The sequence below is a fragment of the Psychromarinibacter sediminicola genome, assembly GCF_029168335.1.
Lineage (GTDB): Bacteria > Pseudomonadota > Alphaproteobacteria > Rhodobacterales > Rhodobacteraceae > Psychromarinibacter > Psychromarinibacter sediminicola.
The window spans coordinates 17,626-37,609 of the sequence record NZ_JARGYC010000020.1 but is presented as its reverse complement, the minus strand read 5'-3'; the positions used below and the strand labels follow the sequence as shown (position 1 = coordinate 37,609).

The following is a 19,984-nucleotide window of genomic DNA, read 5'->3' as shown; positions in this document are numbered from 1 at the left end:
ACTGGAGGCTGGAGAATGACGAACGCCCGCTGTGGGCTTTGACCGAAAATGCGATCGGGCGGAGGACGCCGGATCGGGAGAAGGAGTGTCCGAGATGAACGTAACAGCGCGCGCCACGTCAGCAAAAAGCGATGTGGACTCGATGGACGCATCGGAAGCCACGGTTGCGGCGTTGATCGAGAATGGAATCGACACACTCTATGCGCTTCCGGGTCTGCACAACGACCCCCTTTGCGACGCGGCCTACAAACGCGGCAACGACCTGCGCGTGCTGCACGCGCGGCATGAACAGGGGACGGCCTACATGGCGCTGGGCGCCGCGCTGTCCACGGGCAAGCCGCAGGCCTTCGCCGCCGTGCCGGGGCCCGGGTTCCTGAACACCACGGCCGCCCTTCTGACCGCCGAGGGAACCTGCGCGCCGGTGCTGGGACTCCTCGGGCAGATCCCGCAGCGCGACATCGACCGCAACTACGGTCACCTGCACGAAATCCGCGATCAGATCGGCATGGCCGGTCACGTGGCCAAGTATGCGCGTCGGATCCGCTCGGCGCATGAAGCGCCGCGCCTTGTCGGCGATGCCATCAGCGAGATGATCTCGACCCGGCCCGGCCCGGCGGTACTCGAATGCGCAATGGATATCTGGGCGACCCGGGCGCCCGTCTCGATGGCCGAGGCGCAGGCCAGAAAGGCGAAGTACCACCTGGACATGGACCAGGTGGAACAGGCTGCAAAGATCGCCGCCTCCGCCCGAAAGCCCATGATCATCGTTGGCGGCGGCGCCCTGGACGCCTCGGACGAGGTCAGGGGCCTCGCCGAGTTCCTGCAGGCACCTGTTCTGTCCTACCGGCGCGGGCGCGGCGTCATTTCGACGGAGCACCCGCTGGCCATCAATCTGCCGCAGGGCCATCATCTCTGGCCGGAAGTGGATGTCGTCATCGCGATCGGCACCCGTCTTTTCATTCAGGAACAGCAATGGGGCATGGACAAGGATCTGAAGGTCCTTCGCATCGACTCGGACCCCGAGGCCCCGAACCGGCACCGTGCCCCCGACGCGTCCATGATCGGCGACGCAAAGGACTACACGGCAAGCCTGCTCGAGGTGCTCAAGGCGACGTCGACGCCAACTAGGACATGCGCCTTCGATCTCGAAGGGCAGCACGCCTGGCTGGACCAGCGCATTCAGAGCCTGGAGCCGCAGGTCGGCTACCTTCGCGCGATCCGGAACGCCCTGCCCGACGACGGCATCTTCGTCGACGAGGTGACGCAGGTCGGTTTTGCAAGCCGACTTCTGTTCCCGGTGTATTCGCCGCGCACCTTCATTTCCCCGGGCTATCAGGACAACCTCGGCTGGGGCTATGGCACCGCGCTTGGCGTGAAGGCCGCCAACCCCGACAAGCCGGTCGTCGGCATCGCCGGGGATGGCGGGTTCATGTACCAGGTCGGGGAACTCGCGACGGCCGTTCAGCACAACATCGGCCTCGTCATGGTCGTCTTCGACAACGCGATGTTCGGCAACGTGAAACGCATCCAGCAAGAGCGCTATGGCAACCGGGTCATCGCCGCGGACCTTGCGAGCCCGGATTTCGCCGCCATGGCGGAAACCTACGGAGCCGAGGGCTATCGCGTGTCCAGCCCGGACGAGCTCGAGAAAGAGCTGTCGACCGCTCTTGCGAAAAACGCCCCTGCGCTGATTCAGGTCAAATGCGGCGAGATGCCGAGCGCCTGGGACATGCTTCTGATGCCGAAAATCCGGGGGTAAGAAAATGGATGTCGAACTGAAAAACCCTGAATCGCAGCTCTTTATCAACGGCGCGTGGCGTTGCGCCTCCGACCGCGGCGTCGCCGAGGTGGAATGCCCGGCCGACGGCACGTCGATCGCGTCGATTTCCGTTGCCACGCCCGACGACATCGACCGCGCGGTTCGTGCGGCGGACGACGCCTTCAACGGCGCCTGGCGCGACACCCCGGCCCGTGAGCGGGGGCGAATGCTGTCGCGGCTCGCCGATCTGATCGAGCGTGATCTGGAGGTGATCGCCAAGCTGGAAGCGCTGGAAATCGGCCGCCCGGCCAACGAACCGAAGATGGTCGACATTCCCTCCGCCATTGTCACGCTTCGGTATTTCGCGGGCTGGGCCGACAAGATGGATGGCCGGACCCTGGCCAGCCCCGACCATTTCGGGCGCCCGACGCACGCCTATACGATCCGCGAGCCCGTCGGCGTGGTGGGCGCGATCCTGCCATGGAACGCGCCCACGATGATCTGCTGCTGGAAACTGGCCCCCGCGCTGGCCGCCGGTTGCACGCTTGTCATCAAACCGGCGCTCGAAGCGCCTCTGGCGGTCCTCTACCTCGGTCGCCTGATCGAGGAGGCAGGCTTCCCCCCCGGCGTGGTCAACATCGTCCCGGGGGCCGGGCGTGTCGCCGGCGACGCGCTGGTCGGGCATCCGAAGGTCTCGAAGGTCACCTTTACGGGCAGCCCCGAAGTGGGCCGCATGATCGCACGGAAGGCGGCGGACACGTTCAAGCCGACGACTCTGGAGCTTGGCGGCAAGGCGCCGCAGCTGATTTTCCCCGATGTCGACGTCAAGGCGACGGCCGAGGCGCTGGCGCTTGGGATCTTCTCCAACCAGGGCGAGATCTGCGCCGCCGGGTCGCGGATCATCGTGCATGAGGCCATCGAGGCGGAACTGGTCGACGCCCTGCGGGAAGAAGCCGAAAAGCGCGTCCTGGGGCACCCTCTCGACGGCACGACGACGATGGGATCGCTGATCAGCAAGAAGCAGATGGATACGGTGGCCGAATATATCTCGTCCGGTCTGAACCAGGGCGCCACCCTGGTGACCGGCGGGGCGCCGATCGACGGCCCCGGCTTCTTCATGCGCCCGACCGTGTTCTCCGGGGTCAATAACGCGATGCGGATTGCCCAGGAGGAGATCTTCGGGCCGGTGGCCGCCGTCATGACCTTCTCGTCGGAAGAGGACGCCGTGGCGATGGCCAACGACAGCCGGTACGGGCTGTCCGCCAATATCTTCACCGAAAGCCTCCGGACCGCTCACCGTGTCGCCGCGCGCGTCGATGCCGGCACGGTCTGGGTGAACGGGGGCGGCACGCCGGACCCCCGCGCCGTCTGGGGCGGCAGCGGTCTGAGCGGTGTCGGTCGGGAACTGGGGCTGTCTGCGCTGCAGTCGCACACCCACGAAAAGGCGGTGTGCGTCCTGCTCTGACGGACCGCGCCAGACAGTCTCGATGGCTATAAGGGGGCACGATCCCCCTTGATGCCTATCGTATTGAATTGTGAGGGAATAACGATGTTCGAGAATTACAAGTCACCCGCACCGGATGTCATCCTGGAGCTGATGCAACAGTTCCGGGCCGACCCGCGCCCGGAAAAGATCGACCTGGGGATCGGCGTCTACAAGACCGGCGACGGCAAGACGCCGGTAATGCAGGCCGTCAAGGACGCGGAACGGCAATATATCGAGCAGGAACAGACCAAGGCATATCTCGGCCTTGCCGGCGACGCGGATTTCGTGGACCGCATTCGGACGCTCGTCCTTGACGACGCTGTCTCGCCGGATTGCGTTCGCGGTATTCAGACGGTCGGCGGCGGCGCCGCGGTTCGGTTGCTGGCCGACATGCTGGCGGCCAATGACAAATGCGGCAGGATCTGGATTCCCAGCCCGACATGGATCAATCACGTGCCTATTTCCAAGGCGGCCGGGCTGGAGGTGGTGACCTACACCTATTTCGATCCGGCGACCGGGCAGATCGATTTCGACGGGATGCTCGATGACCTCGGGAAGGCCGAGGCGAATGACATCGTGTTGCTGCATGGCTGTTGCCACAACCCGACCGGCGCCGATCTGACGCTGGAGCAATGGCGCGCGACGGCGGCCCTCATTGCAGAGCGCGGTCTCCTGCCCTTCGTCGACATCGCCTACCAGGGGTTCGGCGACGGGCTGGAAGAGGACGCGGCCGGCGTGCGGCTCCTGGCCGGGACCGTTCCCGAGATGGTCATTTCGACCTCCTGCTCCAAGAACTTCGGCGTCTATCGGGATCGTGTCGGGACGGCGATGATCATCGGCGATCCGGGCGCCGGGATCGACAAGGCACGCGAAGTTCTGCTGTCGGCGGGGCGCGTGAACTACTCCTTTCCCCCGAACCACGGCGCTGCAACGATCTCGTTGCTGTTGTCGGACCCGACGTTGACGAGCGCCTGGAAATCCGAACTCGACGAGATGCGCCAACGCATCCTCGGAAACCGCGAGGCTTTGGCTCAGACGCTGCGCAGCGCCACCAATTCCGACCGGTTCGACTTCGTCCGGGGGCACAAGGGGATGTTCTCTCTGCTCGGGCTGAGCGCGGAACAGATCACCCAGCTGCGCAATGAGGCTGCCGTCTTCATGCCGCCCGACGGCCGGATGAACATCGCCGCGATCAACGAGGCGGACCTCGACGTGATCGGCAAGGGCATCGCGGCGGTTATCCGATAGGATAGCGTTGCGTCTCGCCCCCGTGCGCCGGGGGTAAGACGCCCCGGGGCAACTGATCTGGAGTTTTCATTGAGACTTGTCGGGTTCAATCCCTTCCGGCCCTCACGCCGTCGCGCGGAAAACCCAGATCGTCCCGAGGGGTCGCCATACGCGGCGGATCTGCCCGCATCCTGCGATGTCGTCGTGATCGGCGGCGGCCTCTGCGGGCTTGCGACCGCGATCGAACTCGCGGAGCGCGGGCAGTCCGTCGTGCTGCTCGAAAAGGGCCGTGTCGGCGCGGAACAGACATCCCGTTCGATGGGCTGGGTGTCGAGCTTGGGCGACACGGGCCTTCGCCTGCCGCTTTCGCTGCGCAGCAAGGCGATCTGGGCCGACTATGCCACGAAATACGGGGTCGATACCTCATTTCGGCAGGTCGGTGTCACCCTGCTCTGCCGCGGCGAAACGGAACTGGCGCATTTCGCCGACTGGAGAGACCAGGCACGCGAGATCGGTTTCGTGGACGCAACCGAGTTGAGCGCCGCGCAAGTCTCCGAGCGGATGCCCGCGATGAACATCCCCGGACTGGCAGGCGCCTGGCATCAGCCGAGCGACGGATGCGTCAGACCCGAGAAGGTCGGCCCTGCCCTGGCCGGGATCGCCGACAGCTTGCAGGTGGCCGTGATGGAGCAGTGCGCCGCACTGGATCTTGAGACGACCGCCGGACACGTCAGCGGCGTCCTTACAGAGCAGGGGCGTGTCAAAGCCCAGGCCGTGGTGGTGTCGGGCGGCGCCTGGAGCCGCGCCTTCCTGCGCCGTCTAGGTTTCGAGATCCCGGTTCTGCAGGTCTATGGCAGCCTGTTTCGAACGGGACCGGTCGAAACGTCGCTGCAGGGCTGCGGCGCCACGGGATCGTTCGGGTGGTGTCGCCGCCCGGACGGCAGCTTCACGGTCGGCAACAACACCGTCATTTCGACGGTGACGCCGGACAGCTTCAGACTGTTTCGGCAGTTCCTTCCGGCGATGCGGGACGGCCATGGCGCGGTTTCCCTCGACGTGGACCAGGATTTCTTCCGCGACCTGAAGATGTTCTTCGCATCGGATGATCGAAAAAAGCTTGAGTTGCAGAACACGAGAGTTCTCGGCGCATCCCCGGACGCGCGGACGAAACGCGCAACCGTCACGGCGCTCAGGCACGAGTTCCCCGACTTCTCCGACGTGGAGATCGCAAGCGAATGGGCCGGCGTGATCGATATCACGCCGGATTCCGCCCCGATCATCGACCGGCTGCCCGGCGTGGGCGGCGCTTATGTCTGTAGCGGCTTCTCTGCGCACGGGCTGGCCATGGCGCCGGCGGCCGCCGAAATCACCGCCGACCTGGTTGTCGGACAGGAACCGTCAATTGATGCCAGCGCGTATCGCGTGTCGCGTTTCACCTAGATCAGCCGGGCCAGTCGATAGGCGTCGCGGATCGCGGCGTGGACGTCGCGCGAGGAGACCGCATCGCCGATCCGGTGCAGGGCGAATCCCTCGGCGGCGCCAAGCGGCGCGCGGCCGCTTGCCGGCCCCAGAAGCGCGTCGATCCCGGTGACGCCGTCGTTCGCCGCGTGCGGGCGCAGCCCGAAAAAGAGATCGTCCATCGGAACCGTCCCGTGCTCGATCACCACCTGGTCCGCCCGGCGCAGGATCTCGCCGCCGGAATAGGTGTCGCGAAACACCGCCTCCAGTCGGCCCTCCACGGGGCGCACCGCAACCAGTTCCGCATCCGTCAGCCGCGGTATGCCGAGTTCCGCAAAGCGTTTCCGAAACCCGGTCTTGTCCTGATAGGGCATCTCGACGGCGATCGCCTCGTCCAGCGTCGCAAAGGTGACGCCACCCCCCCGCCGCACCAGTTCCAAGGCGCAGGAGGGCGCGGCCTGCCGCCCGGTGCCGTCATAGATCAGCACCTCGGGCACGCGCGGGGCGTCGCCGCCCAGCACGTCCCAGACCGTCAGGCAGTGCTCCGAACCCTCCAGCCAATCCGTATCCGGCAGACCGCCGGTGGCGATGATGACGCTTTGCGGCGCCTCCGCACGCACCGTGGCCTCGTCCGCAAAGACATTCACCCGCACGTCCACGCCGAGCCGGTCCAGTTCCGCCTCACGCCAGTCGAGGATCCCCGCCAGGTCCGCCCGCGCCCGCGCCAGCGTCGCGATGCGGAGCTGCCCGCCAAGACGCGCCGCGGCCTCGAACAGCGCGACCGCATGTCCGCGCAGCGCCGCCACGCGCGCGGCCTCCAGCCCGGCCGGCCCGCCGCCCACAACGACGACCTTGCCGGGGCGGTCTGCGGGCGGCACCTCATGCCCCAGCGTCAGCTCGTGGGCCGTCGCCGCGTTGTGGATGCAATGCGCCTTGCGGTAGAGGCAGTAGGAGGCCCCGACGCACGGCCGGATCTCGTCCTCGCGGCCCTCGCCGAGCTTGTTGACGAGGTGCGGGTCGGCCAGATGCGCGCGGGTCATGCCGACCAGATCGACTATGCCCTCGCGCACCGCATGCCGCGCGGTCGCGGTGTCGCGGATGCCTCCGGCATGCATCAGGGGCAGGCTCGTCTCCGCCCGGAACGCGGCTACCTGCGCCAGGTAGGGCGCGCTGGGCTGGAACAGGCCGGGCATGTTGTCCTCGGACAGAAACAGGTCGCTGTCCATGCGGCCGTAGATGACGTTGAAGAAATCCACCACCCCCTCGCGCTCGAAGAGCCGGGCCAGCGCGAGCCCGTCGGCCAGCGACAGCCCGCCCTCCGCGCCCTCGTCGATCGTCAGCCGGAGGCCGACGGCCATATCCGCGCCGGCCGCCTCGCGGATCGCCTCGTGCACCATGATCCCGAAGCGCGCCCTGTTCTCCAGGCTGCCGCCGAAGCCATCCGTCCGCCGGTTGGTCATCGGCGACATGAACTGCCCGATCAGGTGACCGCCGGTCAGGGTCTCGATCCCGTCCAGGCCGGCCGCGCGCGCCCGGCGGGCCGCCGCGGCGTAGTCGCCGATGACGCGGTCGATATCGTGGTCGTCCATCTCCTTGGGAAACCCGCGGTTGCGCACCTCGCGCACCCGCGACGGGCCGAGCGTCGGAAGCCAGTTTCCGGTCGAGGCGCTGGCCCGCCGTCCCAGATGCGAGATCTGTGTCATGACCGCTGCGCCCTCGGCATGAACCGCCTCGGCCAGACGGGCGAGATGCGGGATCACCGCGTCGGTGGAAAGATCGAGCTGCCCGCCGCCCCAGGAGGTATCGCCGGAGACCATGGCGCTGCCGCCGATCATCGTCAGGCCGATCCCGCCGCGGGCCTTCTCGACGTGATAGGCGCGGTAGGCCTCCGTGGGCATCCCGCCCTCGTCGAGAGCGGACGCATGCGCCGTGCTGACGACACGGTTGCGCAACGCGACCTGCTTCAGCCGATAGGGCTGCAGGAGCGGATCCGTGGTCGCGGCCTTCGTCTCGTCCCTGGTCATCCCGGGCCTCTTTGGTTTGGCCTCTCCGAGGCGGCTCAGCGCCAGGCGGAGACGCGCGACCGACGCCCGGAGATCAGATCATATCGCAGACGGAGCATTCGGACAGGTTGCCATCGCGGCAAGCACGGCCGCGGTGATCTCGTCGGTGGAATGGCTGCCGGGGCGGGTGCCGATGCCTTGCGCCGTCGCGCTCTCGACGGCACGCAGGATGTCGGCGGCGGCCTCGACCTCGCCCAGATGCTCCAGCATCATCGCCGCCGACCAGATCGCGGCGATCGGGTTGGCGATGCCCTTGCCGGCGATGTCGGGCGCCGAGCCGTGGACCGGCTCGAACATCGAGGGGCCGGAGCCATCGGGGCAGATATTGGCCGAGGCGGCAAAGCCAAGCCCGCCCTGAATCGCGGCGCCCAGATCGGTGAGGATGTCGCCGAAGAGGTTCGAGGCGACGACCACGTCCAGATCCTGCGGCGCCATCACCATCTTCGCGGCCATCGCGTCGATATGCATGTGGCTCACGGTCACGTCGGGATACTCCGCCGCCAATTCGCGCGTGACCTCGTCCCAGAAGACCATCGAGTATTTCTGCGCGTTCGACTTCGTCACCGATGTCAGGTGCCCCCGCCGCGCCCGGGCCTGGTCGAACCCGAAACGCAGGATGCGCTCCACCCCCTTGCGCGTGAAGATCGCGACCTCGGTCGCCACCTCGTTGTCGCGGCCCGGATGCACCCGGCCGCCGGCGCCAGAATACTCGCCCTCGGTATTCTCGCGGATGCAGAGGATGTCGAAGCCCTCCGCCTTCAGCGGCCCCTCGACGCCGCGCAGGAGCCGGTGCGGCCGGATATTGGCATATTGGTCGAAGGCCTTGCGGATCGGCAGCAGCAGCCCGTGCAGCGACACCGAGTCCGGCACGCTCTGCGGCCAGCCCACAGCGCCCAGATAGATCGCGTCGAAGCGGCGCAGTGTCTCGATCCCGTCCTCGGGCATCATCGCGCCGGTCTCGTGGTAGAAGGCGCAGGACCACGGGAAGGTCTCGGTGTCGAGCGCAAAGCGGCCGGCGGCGGCCTGCCGCACGACCGCCATCGCGGCATCGGTTACATCCACGCCGATCCCGTCGCCGGGGATCAGGGCAAGGCGGTGCGTTTTCATCTGCGTCTCCGGGCGGTCAAAGGTCGATCAGGACGGACTTGGTCCGGCGGCTGGCGTGATAGGCCTCGCGGCCCAGATCCTTGCCCAGCCCGCTGGCCTTCCAGCCGCCGGTGGGCAGGATGTGGTCGCGCGAGCGGCCGTAGCGGTTGATCCAGACGGTTCCGGCCTCGATCCGCCGGCTCAGCCGCAGCGCGCGCGACAGGTCGCGGGTGAAGAGCCCCGCGGCCAGCCCGTAGGTCGCATGCGCCGCCAGCGCCATCGCCTCGTCCTCGGTGGCGAAGGTCTGGAAGGTCGCCACGGGGCCGAAGATCTCCTCGGTGACGGCAGGATTGTCCTGCGTGACCCCCGTCAGCAGCGTCGGACGGTAATAGTTGCCTTCGCGGTCGAAGGCTTCGCCGCCGCAAAGCACCTCCGCCCCCTGCCCGGCCGAAGCGCGCACGATCCCGTCGATCCGCGCCATCTGCTTGCCGGAGATGATCGGCGAGAAGCCGTCCGCCTCGGCCAGCGTGTCGACGGGGCGGTAGCGCGCGAACCGCTCGGCAAGCCGCGCGGCCAGCTCCTCGGCGATGCTTTCCTCGACGAGGATGCGCGAGCCGGCGACACAGAACTGCCCGGCATTGGGCATGATGCCCCGGTCGAGACAGGCCGCCGCGAGGTCGAGATCGGCGTCGGCGAAGACCACCATCGGGCTCTTGCCGCCCAGCTCCAGCGTCATCGGCTTGATGCCGGTGCGGGCGACGTTCTCCATGATCGCCGCACCGGCGCGCGTGGAGCCGGTGAACGAGACCTTGTCGATCCCGGCATGCCCGGTGATGGCGGTGCCGGTCACCGGCCCATCGCCGAGCACCACGTTGACCAGGCCTGCCGTCAGACCCGCCCGGACCGACAGCTCGGCCAGGTAGAGCGTGCTCCACGGCGTCATCTCGGACGGTTTCAGCACCACCGCGTTGCCGGCGGCCAGCGCCGGGCCAAGCTTCCAGCCCGCCATGTTGATCGGAAAGTTCCAGGGCGTGATCGCGCCTACCACGCCATAGGGTTCGTCGGAGATGAAACCGTGCTGCGCGTCCGAGGTCGGCACCAGCGCGCCGCCCTCCTTGTCGGCGAACTCGGCAAAGAACCGGATCTGTTCGGCCGTCACCGGAACGTCGCCGCTGCGCGCCTGCGCGGCCGGACGCGACGAGCAGACGGCTTCGATCAGCGCAAGGGTCTCCGCCTCCTGCTCGATCAGGTCGGCCCAGGCATGAAGCGCGCGAAGCCGGTCGCGCGGCGCGACGCCGCCCCAGCCGGAAGAGGCCAGCGCGGCGCGCGCGGCGGCGACGGCCTCGTCGACGATGCCGGCATCGGCGACAGGGATCGCGCCGACCGGGCGGCCGGTGGACGGCGAGACCACCTCGATCGTCTCGTCGCCGGGCACGTGACGACCGGCGATGAAATGCCCCGCGGGACGCGGGATGTCGGAGAGCTGCATGGCGACCTCTCGGTATCGTTCGGACGCAGGATCGGTCAGGCGACGCGGCCGATGCTGCCGAATGCGGCGGCGGCGCAGAATCCCCTGCTTCCTGCACCGACATGGCAGATCATTCTGCGCCCGGGTCTCCGGTTGCAAGCCAGGCCCCGATGGGCGCCGGGCGGGCCGGCGGCTGCGCCCTGAGCCGGCCAGCCTCGGCCACGCTGCGCCCCGCGCTGGCGGCGACGATCTCGGCGCCGGCGAGCTGGCAGTACCTGCCCTGGCAGCGCCCCATGCCGACGCGGCTGAGGGACTTCGCACGGTTCGCCTCGGCCCCCGACAGCGGCAGCGTCTCGCGCAGGAGCCCGGCGGAGATGTTCTCGCAACGGCAGACCACGGTCGCGTCGGGCAGCGCCCGCACCGCCTCGGCCGGCCAGGGGAACGCGCGCGCCAGCGCGTGGGCGAAGCGCTCCATCCGGGCGAGGCGCCGCAGCACCGGGGCCGGCGCGGGATGCGGCAGCCCCAGATCCTGCAGGCAGGCGATGGCGGCGGCGCGGCCGGCCTCCTCCGCCCCGTCCGCACCGAGCAGGCGCTGCCCGTCCCCGGCCACGTAGAACCCGTCCCCCGCCCGGCCGAGCGCGTCGCAGCGCGGCAGCCACTGGCGGAACGGCTCCGACCAGTCGAACCGCGCGCCGGCGAGATCGGCGAGATGGGTGTCGGCGCGCAGATGCCAGCCGAGCCCGACCATGTCGCACGCGGTGCGCCGCGCCCTGCCCCGCGCGTCCCGCCAGTGCATCGCGACGGGACCGTCCGCCGTTTCGATCCGCTCCAGCGTCACGCCGGCGTGGTAGCGCCGCCCGAGCGCGGCGCGCAGGCGCAGCCCGCGCAGCGTCGTCTGCGGCCGCGCCCGCGCCATCGCAGCGCCGGCCGCGATCTGCGCCCGCATCGGCGCGGTGTCGAGCACGGCGGCGACCTCGGCCCCGGCGGCGCGCAGCTGCGTCGCGAGCAGGGTCAGCAGCGGGCCGGACCCGGCCAGCACGATCCGCCGCCCCAGCGCCACACCCTGCGCCTTGAGCGCGATCTGCGCCGCGCCCAGCGTGTAGACCCCGGCGCTTTCCCAGCCGGGCACGGGCGCCAGCCGGTCGGTCGCGCCGGTGGCAAGGATCAGCCGGTCAAAGGCGATCTCCTCGCGCACCGCACCCAGCACCTGCGCCACGCCGCCCGACAAGGCAAGGACGGAGCGCTCGGGCAGATGCGTCACCCGCCCCTCGGCCACCAGCCGGTCGAAGAGCGCGTGCAGGCGCCGCGCCTTGGCGGCCTCGCTGCCGTAGAGCTTTTCCGCCGGGCGGGTGAAGCCTTCGGGCGGGCGGCGGTAGATCTGTCCGCCCGCGCGCGCCGCCTCGTCCACCACAACGGGGTGCAGACCCGCCTCGGCCAACGTCTCGGCGGCACGCATGCCGGCGGGGCCGGCCCCGACGATCAGGACGCGCGTCATGCCTCTTCCCCTGGCCAGCCCGCCGCGGCGGCGGAGCGCAGGCGCATGCCCTCGCGCAGGGGCGTCGAGCAGGCGCGCAGGCGCGGGCCGTCCTCCTGCCAGAGCCAGCAGTCCTGGCAGGCGCCCATCAGGCAGAAGCCGGCCCGCCGCTCCGGCCCGAACTCCGCCGCGCGCAGGGTGGAACGTGCGGCGAGGATCGCGGTCAGCACCGTGTCGCCCGCAAGCCCCGTCAGCTCCTCGCCGTCGAAACGAAAGCGCAGCGCGGCGCGCCCCGTCTCGGCCAGACGGAGGACGCGGCCGGTCATTCGGCGGCTTCCGCCGGCAGGACAGGCCGCGGCAGATCGGGGAACCGCGTGCAGGTGGCCTCGAAGGCGCGGTCGACGGCCTCCGGGCCCGCGCCCTCGATCCGGCGGAAGATCTCCGTCTTGGCGAAGAAACGCCAGTGGATCGGCAGGCCGGCCAGGATCTCGGTCAGCCGGTCATAGGCGGCCTCGGTCCAGCGCGCCTCGTAGCGCATGCGCTCCGGCCCGTAGTCGAACCCTTCGTCGGGGGCGGGCATCGCCGCACGCAACCGCGCGGTCTCTGCCTCGTCCACCTCTCCGTCCGACAGTGCAACGCCGTAGTCCCGCTGCGCCGCCGCCTCCGAGACATAGCCCCGCGCCACGTCCCGGGCGACGCGCCAGGGCTCGCGCTGCATCGGATTGCCGCGCCCGCCGCCGCCGGCCGAGCGCACCATCAGCACGTCGCCCGGCTGCAGGATCGCGGTGTCCTTGCTGCCCATGCGCCGCGCGTCCGGCGTGTCCGGGTTGACGACCATGTCGGCCAGCCCGGCCGCGCGCCCCCCGCCGGTGCCCCAGGGGCGGAACGCGCTGCGGTCGCGGTTCCGCGCGGTGATGCGGCTGTCGGGCGCGAAGACGCGGAAGGCCATCTCCGTCGCCAGCCCGCCGCGCCAGCGCCCCGCGCCGCCGGAATCTTGCGCCAGCCCGTACTTGACGAACTCCACCGGCACCTCGGTCTCGGTGATCTCGATCGGCGTGTTCTTGAGATAGGCCGCATCCGCGCCCGACCCGTTGGTGCCGTCGCGATGCGGCATCCCGCCACCGCCGCCGACCACCGGGTTCACCGCCGCGATCACCGTCTTCTGGCTGCGCTCGTCGCGGGTCATCACGTTGACGATGCAGTTGTTTCCGGCAGGCGCCGCGGGCATCCGGTCCGGCACCGCCTGCACGAAGGCGCCGAAGATCACCGAGCGCAGCCGCGCACAGGTGAGCGAGCGCATGCCGACCGCCGCGGGCTCGACCGGGTTCAGCACCGTGCCCTCGGGCGCGATGCAGGTGAAGGGCCGCGTCAGGCCGCTGTTCAGCAGGATACGCGGGTTCAGCGTGTAGAGGATGTAGTAGACGCCCACGAGCAGGATCGTGTGCCGCGGATCGCCGCCCGAGGGCACGTTGAGCGACGAGGCGAGCTGCGGATCGGAACCGGTGAAGTCGAGCACGGCCTCGTCGCCGCGGATCTTCAGCGTCAGGTTCAGGCGGCAGGGATTGGCCTCGTCGCTGTCCTCGTCGGCATAATCGGCGAACCGGTAGTCGCCGTCCGGGATCTCGGCCAGGATCGCGCGGGCCTGCGCTTCGGCCTGATCCTTCAGCGCGGCGACGCCCGAGACGAAACCCTGCCGCCCGAAGCGCTCGATCATCGCATGGACCTTGCGCTCGCCCGTGTTCAGCGCGCCGACCAGCGCCTTGATGTCGCCGATATTGAGCGCGGGCTTGCGCACGTTCGTGGACATGATGCGCAGGATCTGCTCGTCGAACACGCCCTCGCGCACCAGCTTCATTGGCGGAAAGCGGATGCCCTCCTGCTGGATCTCGGTCAGCGAGCGCGACAGCGAGGCCGGGACCGCGCCGCCCATGTCGGTATTGTGGATGTGTCCCCCGGTCCAGGCGACGATCTCGTCGTCGGAAAACACCGGCTTCCACAGATGCGTGTCCGGCGCGTGGGTGGCGACATGGCCGGAATAGGGATCGTTGGTGAAGGCCACGTCGCCGGGGCGGTAGGGCTCCTCCACCAGGTCGATCCCGCGCCCGTAGGTGAGGCCGGGATACCAGGTCGCGCCCAGTTCCGTCGGCACGGCGAAGGTGTCGCCGGCGCGGTCCATCAGCATCACCGTGAAGTCCTGCGTCTCCTTGACGAAGGCGCTGTGCGCGGTGCGGTGCAGCGTGTGGGCCATGTTCTCGGCCGCGGCGCGGGCATGGTTGGCGAGCACCTGAAGGGTCATCTTGTCGAACATGGCGCTCACTCCGCGAAGTCGAGATGGATGTTGAGACGGTCGTCCACGCGCGCCGAGGCGCCGGCCGGGATGGCGAAGGTCGTGTCTTCCTGCGCCACGATGGCGGGGCCGTCGAACGCCGTGCCCGCCGCAAGGCCGGTGCGTTCGTGAAGCGGCACCGGGCGCCAGCCGCCGATATGGACCTGCACCTGCCGCACGCTTTCCGGCGCGACCCGCGCGGGTTCGGTGAGGTCGGGCTTCGGCCCCGCCCCCAGCGCCGAGAGCCGCAGGTTGACCAGCTCGATCCGTCCCTCCCGGTCGTCGAAATCATAGATCTGCCGGTGCGCCTCGTGGAACGCGGTCTCGATGGCCGGCAGGTCGGTCAGCCAGTCCGGGTCGAGCGCGACCTCGATCTCGTAGCTCTGCCCGGTGTAGCGCATGTCGGCCGACAGGCGCAGGTCGACGGCGCCGTCATGGCCCTGCGCGGCGAGCCAGGCCCGGCCCTCCTCGGCGAGCGCCCGGAAATGCGCGCTCAGCCGGGGCAGCGCGTCGGCGTCGAGGTCGGCAAAGACCGTGCGGATGAAGTCGCCCTTGAGATCCGCGACCAGCCCGCCGAGCGCCGAAACCACGCCGGGCCGGCGCGGCGCGATCACCCGCGGCATGCCGAGTTCCCGCGCCAGGAAGGCGCCCAGCATGGGCCCGCCGCCGCCGAAGGGCATCAGCGCGAAGTCGCGCAGATCGACGCCGGCGCGCGAGGACAGCTTCTCCACCTCGACGAACATCTCGGATACGGCGATGTCGACGATCGCCTGCGCCGTCTCCTCCAGCCCGCGCTCCAGCCGGGCCGCCAGCGCGCCCACCGCCTCGCGCGCGAGCTCCACCTGCATGTCGAGCTGCCCGTAGGCCATCTCGGAATGGCCGAGCCAGCCGCAGACGGCCATCGCGTCGGTGACGGTCGCCGCGGTCCCGCCGCGCCCGTAGCAGGCCGGGCCGGGCACCGAGCCCGCGCTTTCCGGCCCCACCCGCAACACGCCATGCTCGTCCACCGAGGCGATGGAGCCGCCGCCGATGCCGATCGAGCTGACCGAGACCGACGGGATGTGCAGCGGGAACTCCCCCACCAGCTCGTCCGAGCCGAATTGCACCGCGCCGTCGATGATCAGCGCGAAATCCGCCGAAGTGCCGCCGATGTCGAGCGTCAGGATGCGGCTCTCGCCCGCCTGCCGCGCCAGCCAGTTCGCCCCGATCACCCCCGAGGCGGTGCCCGACAGCAGCATCGACACGCAATCGCGGCGCCCTTCCCCGGCGGTCATCAGGCCGCCGTTCGACTTGGTCAGCATGGGCCGCGCCGGCACGCCCTGCGCCTCTAGCCGCTGTTCCAGCGCGCTCAGGTAGCCCGACACGCAGGGATGCACGTAGCCGTTGAGGATGGCGGTCGAGAAGCGTTCGTATTCGCGAATGACCGGCCAGACCTCGGCCGAGGTGAACACGAAGAGGTCGGGCGCCTGCGCCTCGATCTCGGCGCGGATCTCGGCCTCCTGCGACGGGTCGCGCCAGCTGTGCAGCAGCGCCACGATGACGCCGTCGGCGCCCGCGGCGCGGGCCTTGGCCAGCGCCTCGGTCACGTCGCCGGGCGCATCCGTTCGGCGCCCGTCGGCGCGCATCCGCACGGGCAGGCCGAAGATCATGTCGCGCGGTACCAGCGGGTCTGGACGGTGGCAGAACAGCGAGTACATGTCCGGCATGCGCAGCCGGGCCAGCTCGATCACATCCTCGAAGCCTGCATTGGTGAACAACGCCAGCTTCGCGCCCTTGCGCTGGATCACCGTGTTGATGCCCACGGTCGTGCCGTGCACGAAGCGGCTGACCGCCTCGGGCGACAGCCCCTCGCGCTCGGTGAGCAGCGCCAGTCCGGTCTGCAGTTCCGCGCCGGGATCGTCCGGCGTGGTCAGCACCTTGAGCGAGGCCATCCGCCCGCTCCGCGCTTCGAGCGCGCAGAAATCCATGAACGTGCCGCCGATGTCGACGCCGATCTTCCAGTCTTCCTCGGCAATCTGCCCGTCCATCGCTTCCGCCTCTCCGGTTTCGCTGCGCCGGCAGTTCAGCAAAATGGCGGCGCGCGGTCCAAGACGGATGGCGCGCGGATGCATAAGGTCAGCTTATGGATCGGCATGCGCCCTGATCTGAGCGCGCAGCAGATCCTCGGCGCGCGACAGGGTCTTGCCGCGCAGCGTCATCAGCGCGAGCGGGATCTCGGGCGACTGGGCGAGCGGGCGGATCACCAGCCCGGCGAACAGCTTCCACGGCAGCAGCGAGTCGACCACCGCCACGCCCAGCCCGGCCTGCACGAAGCCCACCGCCGATATCGACGTGTCGATCTCCAGCTCCGGCTCGAAGCGCAGGCCCTGCCGCCGGGCCGCCTTGTCGAGTTCCTCGTAGGGACGGGTCGCGGCGCGGTAGGAGATCACCGTCTCGGAGGCGAGATCGGCAAGGCCGACCTCCGCGCGATCCGCCAGCGGATGCCCCGTGGGCAACAGGCAGGAAAACGAGGTGCTGCCCAGAACCTCCGCCTCGATATCCGGCGCGACGCGGTCGCTCAGCCCCAGGGCCATCGCCGCGTCGCCCTCGCGCAGCATGGTGCGCAGCGAGGACAGCGGCGCGACGTTGCAGCGCAGCGCGATATCCGGATGGCGCGCGCGAAAGACGGACAGGATATGCGGCAGCAGCGACATGGCCGGCGGGGTGGAGCAGCCGATGCGCACCAGCCCGGCGCGGCCGAGCTTGAGATCCGAGGTCTTGCGCCGCAGCCCCTCCAGCGCGCCGAACAGCCGCTCCGCCTCGGGATAGAGTTCCTCTGCCTCGGGCGTCGGCTTCAGCCGCCCCTTCTCGCGGTCGAACAGGGCAAAGCCCAGCTCGTCCTCGGTGTGGCGCAGGATCTGGCTGAGCGCGGGCTGCGATATGTTCAGCATCCGCGCCGCCTCGGTCACGGTGCCGGCCCGCATCACGGCGGTGAAGATTTCCAACTGGCGCGCGCGCATGGGCGAAACCATAGGTTCAACTTATGACCTGCTACGGTTCCCGTATTTGACGGCGCAGGTCAAGCCGCGCTTTGCTGTCACCTGTCCGCGAAAGGAGACCAAATGCGCGCGATCGTTCTGGGCGGCGGCTTGATGGGGAGCGCGACCGCGTTCTTTCTCGCGCGGCGCGGCGTCGCCGTTCGGCTGGTCGAGCGCGGCTATATCGGCGCCGGCGCGACCGTCGCCTCCTTCGGCAATATCCGCCGGACCGGGCGTCATCTGCCGCAATTGCCGCTGGCGCATCGCGCGCTCGCGCTGTGGAACCGCGCCGAGGCGCTGCTGGGGCGCGATGTCGAATTCCGCCCGACCGGCCATCTGCGGCTGATCTTCGACGCGGGCTCGCGCCGGGACATGGAGCGCTTCGCCGAAGCGGCCCGCCCCTGGGGGCTGGAGATCGAGGCGCTGGCGCCGGGGGAGATCCGCCGCCGCTTTCCCGGCCTCGGCCCCTCCGCCATCGCCGCCAGCTTTTCCCCCGAGGACGGAAGCGCCAATCCGCGGCTGGTCGGCCCGGCCTTCGCCGATGCCGCGGCCCGGGCGGGCGCGGAGATCGTGCAGGGGGCGGGGGTGCCGCTCGTGACGACGGCGAATGGCGGCTTCCGCGTCGAGACCGAGCAGGGCGACTTCGAGGCCGACGTGCTGGTCAATTGCGCCGGCGCCTGGGGCAAGACGCTCGCCGCGCAGTTCGGCGAGGACGTGCCGCTTTCGACCCACGGCCCGCAAATGGGCGTGACGGAACCCCTGCCCCACCGCATCCTGCCCGTCGTCGGCATGTGGAGCCAGGACGCGGGCGCCTATCTTCGGCAGGTCGAGCGCGGCAACGTTGTCTTCGGCGGCGGCGTGCCGCGCGTGCCGGTGGACGACAGCGGTTTCGCCCGCATCGACTCGGCACGGTTCGCGCCGCAGCTGGAGAAGATCGTGCGTCTCTGCCCGGCGCTGCGCGACGTGGCGGTGATCCGGCAGTGGTCGGGCTGCGAGGGCTATGTCGCCGACGACCTGCCGGTGATGGGCCCGTCCCGGACCACTCCGGGCCTGTTTCACGCCTTCGGCTTTTGCGGCCACGGCTTTCAGCTCGGCCCCGGCGTGGGCGACGCGATGGCCGAGCTGGTGGAGACTGGGCGCTGCGAAACGCCGCTGGAGCCCTTCGGGATCGAGAGGTTCGCGGCGTGAGATCAGAACTCCGCCACCTTCCCCCATTGCGGGTCGGTGAACCGCGCCAGCCGGTATTGCTCGGTCTCGGTCAGCGTCTCGCGACCCAGCAGCAAGTCGGCCACCAGATGCCCGGCGCCCGGCCCGATGCCGAACCCGTGGCCCGAGAAGCCGGCGGCGAGCGTCAGCCCCGGAACGCCGATATCGGCGTCGATCACCGGGACGCCGTCGGGGGTGCTGTCGATATAGCCGCCCCAGCTCGCCTGGACCGGCAGCTCCTTCAGCCCGGGCAGCAGCGCCTGCGAGGCGGCGAGCGTCTCGCGGATCACCCGGGCCGAGGGGCGCGGGTCGAGCACGCGCACCCGCTCCATCGGCGTCTCGCGGTCGAGCCGCCAGCGCGAGCGGGTGTCGAAGCCGGCGCGCCAGGCCTGTGTGCCCCCGGGGGAGAGCACGCGCCAACGCTTCAGCGCCATCGGCAGGAAATGCCGCGCGCCCAGCAGGGTGCCCGGCGTGGGGTCCACGCTGGCGCGGCCCGAGATCGCCAGCGTGTAGGCGCCGTCGCCGCGCCGCGTGACGGATGCCGCGCTGGTATGCAGCGCCGGCGGCACGCCCTCTGCGCCCGGCCCCACCGACAGGACGGAACTGCGCACCGAGCTTTGCGGAAACCGGATGCCGAGCTGGTGCAGGAAGCTCGCCGCCCAGGCGCCGCCGGCCAGAACGACCTGCCGCGTGCGGATCGGGCCCTTCTCGGTCACCACCGCCGAGACACGACCGCCCGATGTCTCCAGCCCGCGCGCCGCGCAGTTCTGCACCACGGTTCCGCCGTTCTGCTCCACGCCCGTCGCGATCAACGGCGCGGCGATGGCGGGATCGGCGGTGCCGTCGCTCGGCGACCAGACCCCGCCGAGCCAGCGCTGGCCGGTGGCCGCGCCCCGGTCCGTCGCCTCCGCCGCACTCAGCATCCGGGTGTCGACCCCCTCGCCGCGCGCGAAGCGGCCCCAGGCCGCCCAGCCCTCGATCTCGGCGGGATCGTTCGAGAGATACAGCAGCCCGCAGCGGCGGAAGCCGAGATCGGCGCCGATCTCTTCGGCCATCCGTTCCCAGAGCGCCAGGCTACGCGTGGACAGCGGCAGCTCGCGCGCGTCGCGGTTCTGCTGGCGGCACCAGCCCCAGTTGCGGCTGGACTGCTCCGCCCCGACGCGCCCCTTTTCGATCAACACGACCTTCTGCCCGGCGCGCGCCAGCCAGTAGGCGGCGCAGACGCCGACGATGCCGGCGCCGATCACGACGCAATCGGCCTCGCGGGGCAGATCCTGCGTGGTCTCGACGGTCTTCAAGGGCACACCCATCGCGGCATTCTCCATTCTTTTCCAACGGGCTATCACCCTAGCGGCGGCACCATCTGCCATAGCGGCGCCGCCGGCAGCATATCCTGTCGAAAGAGATTGACAGG

General features: G+C 69.8%; 14 protein-coding genes. 5 read left to right on the top strand and 9 right to left on the bottom strand.

The features are described from left to right. The first annotated feature begins 94 nt into the window (after positions 1–94). The 4 genes from P1J78_RS09570 to P1J78_RS09555 all read left to right on the top strand — a co-directional run bounded on the left by P1J78_RS09570 (position 95) and on the right by P1J78_RS09555 (position 5,912). On the top strand, positions 95–1,759 hold the full coding sequence (locus P1J78_RS09570) for a thiamine pyrophosphate-dependent enzyme (protein WP_275567122.1): 1,665 nt from the start codon (positions 95–97) through the stop codon (positions 1,757–1,759). A 4-nt stretch (positions 1,760–1,763) separates the two neighbouring features. Then, positions 1,764–3,224: an aldehyde dehydrogenase family protein gene (locus P1J78_RS09565; RefSeq protein ID WP_275567121.1), complete on the top strand. Its 1,461-nt coding sequence runs from the start codon at positions 1,764–1,766 to the stop codon at positions 3,222–3,224. A gap of 84 nt (positions 3,225–3,308) precedes the next feature. Further along, a complete protein-coding gene (locus P1J78_RS09560) occupies positions 3,309–4,493 on the top strand; it encodes an amino acid aminotransferase (RefSeq protein ID WP_275567120.1) in 1,185 nt (394 codons plus the stop codon). A 69-nt stretch (positions 4,494–4,562) separates the two neighbouring features. Continuing rightward, positions 4,563–5,912, top strand: a complete 1,350-nt coding sequence (locus tag P1J78_RS09555; protein ID WP_275567119.1) for an NAD(P)/FAD-dependent oxidoreductase — start codon at positions 4,563–4,565, stop codon at positions 5,910–5,912. Here the strand turns inward: P1J78_RS09555 and P1J78_RS09550 are convergent. From P1J78_RS09550 to P1J78_RS09515, 8 genes are all read right to left on the bottom strand, one after another. Then, a complete protein-coding gene (locus P1J78_RS09550) occupies positions 5,909–7,954 on the bottom strand; it encodes an oxidoreductase (protein ID WP_275567118.1) in 2,046 nt (681 codons plus the stop codon). The two genes, P1J78_RS09555 and P1J78_RS09550, sit on opposite strands and share 4 nt — an antisense overlap. 78 nt (positions 7,955–8,032) lie before the next feature. After that, positions 8,033–9,100 carry a tartrate dehydrogenase gene (locus P1J78_RS09545; protein WP_275567117.1) on the bottom strand — a complete coding sequence of 356 codons (1,068 nt, stop codon included), beginning with the start codon at positions 9,098–9,100 and terminating at the stop codon, positions 8,033–8,035. Between the two features lie 16 nt (positions 9,101–9,116). Beyond that, positions 9,117–10,568: an aldehyde dehydrogenase family protein gene (locus P1J78_RS09540; RefSeq protein ID WP_275567116.1), complete on the bottom strand. Its 1,452-nt coding sequence runs from the start codon at positions 10,566–10,568 to the stop codon at positions 9,117–9,119. A 109-nt stretch (positions 10,569–10,677) separates the two neighbouring features. After that, positions 10,678–12,042 carry an NAD(P)/FAD-dependent oxidoreductase gene (locus tag P1J78_RS09535; RefSeq protein ID WP_275567115.1) on the bottom strand — a complete coding sequence of 455 codons (1,365 nt, stop codon included), beginning with the start codon at positions 12,040–12,042 and terminating at the stop codon, positions 10,678–10,680. Then, positions 12,039–12,347 (bottom strand): (2Fe-2S)-binding protein, encoded by a 309-nt coding sequence (locus P1J78_RS09530; protein ID WP_275567114.1) that lies wholly within the window; start codon positions 12,345–12,347, stop codon positions 12,039–12,041. Before P1J78_RS09530 ends, P1J78_RS09535 begins: the two co-directional genes overlap by 4 nt. Further along, positions 12,344–14,329: a hydantoinase B/oxoprolinase family protein gene (locus P1J78_RS09525; RefSeq protein ID WP_275567113.1), complete on the bottom strand. Its 1,986-nt coding sequence runs from the start codon at positions 14,327–14,329 to the stop codon at positions 12,344–12,346. The genes P1J78_RS09530 and P1J78_RS09525 overlap by 4 nt, the downstream gene beginning before the upstream one ends. A gap of 5 nt (positions 14,330–14,334) precedes the next feature. Beyond that, entirely contained in the window at positions 14,335–16,374 is a 2,040-nt protein-coding gene (locus tag P1J78_RS09520; protein ID WP_275567112.1) for a hydantoinase/oxoprolinase family protein, read from the bottom strand. Positions 16,375–16,467: 93 nt separating this feature from the next. Then, the gene (locus P1J78_RS09515) at positions 16,468–17,331 is read right to left on the bottom strand and encodes a LysR family transcriptional regulator (RefSeq protein ID WP_275567111.1); all 864 of its coding nucleotides are present in this window, start codon (positions 17,329–17,331) and stop codon (positions 16,468–16,470) included. A 117-nt stretch (positions 17,332–17,448) separates the two neighbouring features. On the opposite strand from P1J78_RS09515, the gene P1J78_RS09510 reads away from it, so the two are divergent. Continuing rightward, positions 17,449–18,552: an NAD(P)/FAD-dependent oxidoreductase gene (locus P1J78_RS09510; protein ID WP_275567110.1), complete on the top strand. Its 1,104-nt coding sequence runs from the start codon at positions 17,449–17,451 to the stop codon at positions 18,550–18,552. Between the two features lie 2 nt (positions 18,553–18,554). On the opposite strand, the gene P1J78_RS09505 is transcribed toward P1J78_RS09510, so the two are convergent. Further along, on the bottom strand, positions 18,555–19,880 hold the full coding sequence (locus P1J78_RS09505; protein WP_275567109.1) for an NAD(P)/FAD-dependent oxidoreductase: 1,326 nt from the start codon (positions 19,878–19,880) through the stop codon (positions 18,555–18,557). Between the last annotated feature and the right edge of the window lie 104 nt (positions 19,881–19,984).

Coding starts and splice junctions, on each gene's coding strand:
- P1J78_RS09570 (WP_275567122.1), top strand. CDS start 95: ATGAACGTAACAGCGCGCGCCACGTCAGCAAAAAGCGATGTGGACTCG.
- P1J78_RS09565 (WP_275567121.1), top strand. CDS start 1,764: ATGGATGTCGAACTGAAAAACCCTGAATCGCAGCTCTTTATCAACGGC.
- P1J78_RS09560 (WP_275567120.1), top strand. CDS start 3,309: ATGTTCGAGAATTACAAGTCACCCGCACCGGATGTCATCCTGGAGCTG.
- P1J78_RS09550 (WP_275567118.1), bottom strand. CDS start 7,954: ATGACCAGGGACGAGACGAAGGCCGCGACCACGGATCCGCTCCTGCAG.
- P1J78_RS09545 (WP_275567117.1), bottom strand. CDS start 9,100: ATGAAAACGCACCGCCTTGCCCTGATCCCCGGCGACGGGATCGGCGTG.
- P1J78_RS09540 (WP_275567116.1), bottom strand. CDS start 10,568: ATGCAGCTCTCCGACATCCCGCGTCCCGCGGGGCATTTCATCGCCGGT.
- P1J78_RS09535 (WP_275567115.1), bottom strand. CDS start 12,042: ATGACGCGCGTCCTGATCGTCGGGGCCGGCCCCGCCGGCATGCGTGCC.
- P1J78_RS09530 (WP_275567114.1), bottom strand. CDS start 12,347: ATGACCGGCCGCGTCCTCCGTCTGGCCGAGACGGGGCGCGCCGCGCTG.
- P1J78_RS09525 (WP_275567113.1), bottom strand. CDS start 14,329: ATGTTCGACAAGATGACCCTTCAGGTGCTCGCCAACCATGCCCGCGCC.
- P1J78_RS09520 (WP_275567112.1), bottom strand. CDS start 16,374: ATGGACGGGCAGATTGCCGAGGAAGACTGGAAGATCGGCGTCGACATC.
- P1J78_RS09510 (WP_275567110.1), top strand. CDS start 17,449: ATGCGCGCGATCGTTCTGGGCGGCGGCTTGATGGGGAGCGCGACCGCG.
- P1J78_RS09505 (WP_275567109.1), bottom strand. CDS start 19,880: ATGGGTGTGCCCTTGAAGACCGTCGAGACCACGCAGGATCTGCCCCGC.